The organism is Alcanivorax sp. HI0007 (assembly GCF_001635525.1).
In the GTDB taxonomy this organism is placed as follows: domain Bacteria; phylum Pseudomonadota; class Gammaproteobacteria; order Pseudomonadales; family Alcanivoracaceae; genus Alcanivorax.
This window is the reverse complement of the sequence record NZ_LWEJ01000180.1, coordinates 1-3,544: the sequence shown is the minus strand read 5'-3', so window position 1 is coordinate 3,544 and position 3,544 is coordinate 1. Positions and strand designations below refer to the sequence as shown.

At 52.4% G+C, this 3,544-nt stretch carries 2 rRNA genes; both read right to left on the bottom strand.

The window, feature by feature from the left end:
- Positions 1–137 precede the first annotated feature (137 nt).
- Positions 138–253: ribosomal RNA gene (gene rrf, locus A3714_RS09875) — 5S ribosomal RNA — on the bottom strand.
- Between the two features lie 184 nt (positions 254–437).
- Positions 438–3,329: ribosomal RNA gene (locus A3714_RS09870) — 23S ribosomal RNA — on the bottom strand.
- Between the last annotated feature and the right edge of the window lie 215 nt (positions 3,330–3,544).

The following is a 3,544-nucleotide window of genomic DNA, read 5'->3' as shown; positions in this document are numbered from 1 at the left end:
GGGTTTCACACCTCGGTCCCCCTTGAGGGGATGGCAGCGCGAGCGCTGCGAGGTAGGGAGAGTGGATCACCGTGATCCTGAATAAAACAAAAAACCCCCGACACTTTCGTGACGGGGGTTTTCTGTTTTATTTAAGAGCCTGACGATGACCTACTCTCACATGGGGAGACCCCACACTACCATCGGCGATATGTCGTTTCACTTCTGAGTTCGGCATGGGATCAGGTGGTTCCAACACTCTATGGTCGTCAGGCAAACTGGTTTAGCTATCCACGCGGGCATCGCTAAATTAGGTTGCCTTACCGGTGTACTACACTGCTCACCGGCAAAGCCAAATGGGAACGAGAAGTTTGCTAGTCAATGCTGCAAGCGTCCAATCTCTGACACCGTCTCTTTGCGGTCCTAGCTCTTGGAGCCGAAGACTGCTTTGGTGTTATATAGTCAAGCCTCACGGGCAATTAGTACTGGTTAGCTTCACGCCTTACAACGCTTCCACACCCAGCCTATCAACGTTGTGGTCTTCAACGGCCCTTCAGGGGAATCAAGTTCCCAGGGAGATCTCATCTTGAGGGAGGCTTCCCGCTTAGATGCTTTCAGCGGTTATCCCGTCCGAACGTAGCTACCCGGCAATGCCACTGGCGTGACAACCGGAACACCAGAGGTTCGTCCACTCCGGTCCTCTCGTACTAGGAGCAGCTCCTCTCAAATCTCCAACGCCCACGGCAGATAGGGACCGAACTGTCTCACGACGTTCTAAACCCAGCTCGCGTACCTCTTTAAATGGCGAACAGCCATACCCTTGGGACCGGCTTCAGCCCCAGGATGAGATGAGCCGACATCGAGGTGCCAAACACCGCCGTCGATATGAACTCTTGGGCGGTATCAGCCTGTTATCCCCGGAGTACCTTTTATCCGTTGAGCGATGGCCCTTCCATACAGAACCACCGGATCACTAAGACCTGCTTTCGCACCTGCTCGACTTGTAGGTCTCGCAGTCAAGCACCCTTCTACCTTTACGCTCGTTGCACGATGTCCGACCGTGCTGAGGGTACCTTTGTGCTCCTCCGTTACTCTTTGGGAGGAGACCGCCCCAGTCAAACTACCCACCACACAATGTCCCCGATCCAGATAATGGACCTAGGTTAGAACCTCAAACATGCCAGGCTGGTATTTCAAGGACGACTCCACGATGACTAGCGTCACCGCTTCAAAGTCTCCCAGCTATCCTACACAAGCAGGTTCAAAGTCCACTGTGAAGCTATAGTAAAGGTTCACGGGGTCTTTCCGTCTAGCCGCGGGTACACAGCATCTTCACTGCGATTTCGATTTCACTGAGTCTCGGGTGGAGACAGCGCCCCCATCATTACGCCATTCGTGCAGGTCGGAACTTACCCGACAAGGAATTTCGCTACCTTAGGACCGTTATAGTTACGGCCGCCGTTTACCGGGGCTTCGATCAAGAGCTTCGCCGAAGCTAACCCCATCAATTAACCTTCCGGCACCGGGCAGGCGTCACACCCTATACGTCCGCTTACGCGTTTGCAGAGTGCTGTGTTTTTAATAAACAGTTGCAGGGGCCTTTTCACTGCGACCGCCAATAGCTCAGAGAGCAAGTCTCGTCACCGTCAGCGGCGTACCTTCTCCCGAAGTTACGGTACAATTTTGCCTAGTTCCTTCACCCGAGTTCTCTCAAGCGCCTTAGAATACTCATCCCAACCACCTGTGTCGGTTTGGGGTACGGTTCCTTATAACCTGAAGCTTAGAAGATTTTCCTGGAAGCATGGCATCAACCACTTCCCGGTCACAAAGGACCAGTGGTCTCGACTCTCAGCCTTAAGGTGCCGGATTTGCCTAACACCTCAGCCTACAGCCTTTCCCCGGGACAACCAACGCCCGGTAGGCATAGCCTTCTCCGTCTCTCCATCGCAGTTATAAGAAGTACGGGAATATTAACCCGTTTCCCATCAGCTACGCATTTCTGCCTCGCCTTAGGGGCCGACTCACCCTGCGCCGATTAGCGTTGCGCAGGAAACCTTGGTCTTTCGGCGTGGGGGTTTTTCACCCCCATTATCGTTACTCACGTCAGCATTCGCACTTGTGATACCTCCAGCATGCTTCTCAACACACCTACACGGGCTTACACAACGCTCCCCTACCCAGCAGAACAAGTCTGCTGCCGCAGCTTCGGTATCCAGTTTGAGCCCCGTTACATCTTCCGCGCAGGCCGACTCGACTAGTGAGCTATTACGCTTTCTTTAAAGGGTGGCTGCTTCTAAGCCAACCTCCTAGCTGTCTGAGCCTTCCCACATCGTTTCCCACTTAACTGGAATTTGGGGACCTTAGCTGGCGGTCTGGGTTGTTTCCCTCTTCACGACGGACGTTAGCACCCGCCGTGTGTCTCCCGGATAGTACTCACTGGTATTCGGAGTTTGCATCGGTTTGGTAAGTCGGGATGACCCCCTAGCCGAAACAGTGCTCTACCCCCAGTGGTATTCGTCCGAGGCGCTACCTAAATAGCTTTCGGGGAGAACCAGCTATCTCCGAGCTTGATTAGCCTTTCACTCCGATCCACAGGTCATCCGCTAACTTTTCAACGGTAGTCGGTTCGGTCCTCCAATGCGTGTTACCGCATCTTCAACCTGCCCATGGATAGATCGCCCGGTTTCGGGTCTAATCCCAGCAACTAAACGCCCTATTAAGACTCGGTTTCCCTACGGCTCCCCTAAACGGTTAACCTCGCTACTGAAATTAAGTCGCTGACCCATTATACAAAAGGTACGCCGTCACCCCACAAAGAGGGCTCCGACTGCTTGTACGTACACGGTTTCAGGTTCTATTTCACTCCCCTCTCCGGGGTTCTTTTCGCCTTTCCCTCACGGTACTGGTTCACTATCGGTCAGCCAGGAGTATTTAGCCTTGGAGGATGGTCCCCCCATGTTCAATCAGAGTTTCACGTGCTCCGACCTACTCGATTTCACCTGATCAGATTTTCGGATACGGGGCTATCACCCACTATGGCCGGCCTTCCCAGACCGTTCTCCTAATCTTTCACAGACTTAAGGGCTAATCCGCGTTCGCTCGCCGCTACTGACGGAATCTCAATTGATTTCTGTTCCTACGGGTACTTAGATGTTTCAGTTCCCCGCGTTCGCCTCGCATACCTATGTATTCAGTATGCGATACCTGCCTTATGACAGGTGGGTTTCCCCATTCGGAAATCTCCGGATCAAAGGTTGTTTGCTACCTCCCCGAAGCTTATCGCAAGCTACAACGTCCTTCATCGCCTCTGGCTGCCAAGGCATCCACCGTGTACGCTTAATCACTTGACTATATAACCCAAAACAGTCTCTTCACTGCCCGCCTTTCGACTGACAACTCCAATCCCGTCCAGGTTGTTCATCGTGATAACGATTCACCATAAAGACACAAGTGTCAGAGATACTTCTTAGACGCTTGCGTATTCATTGAATACTTGGACTTCTCATTTCCCAAATTTTTAAAGAGCTTCTTATACCATCAGATATAAGACAGATTAAAAAACCGG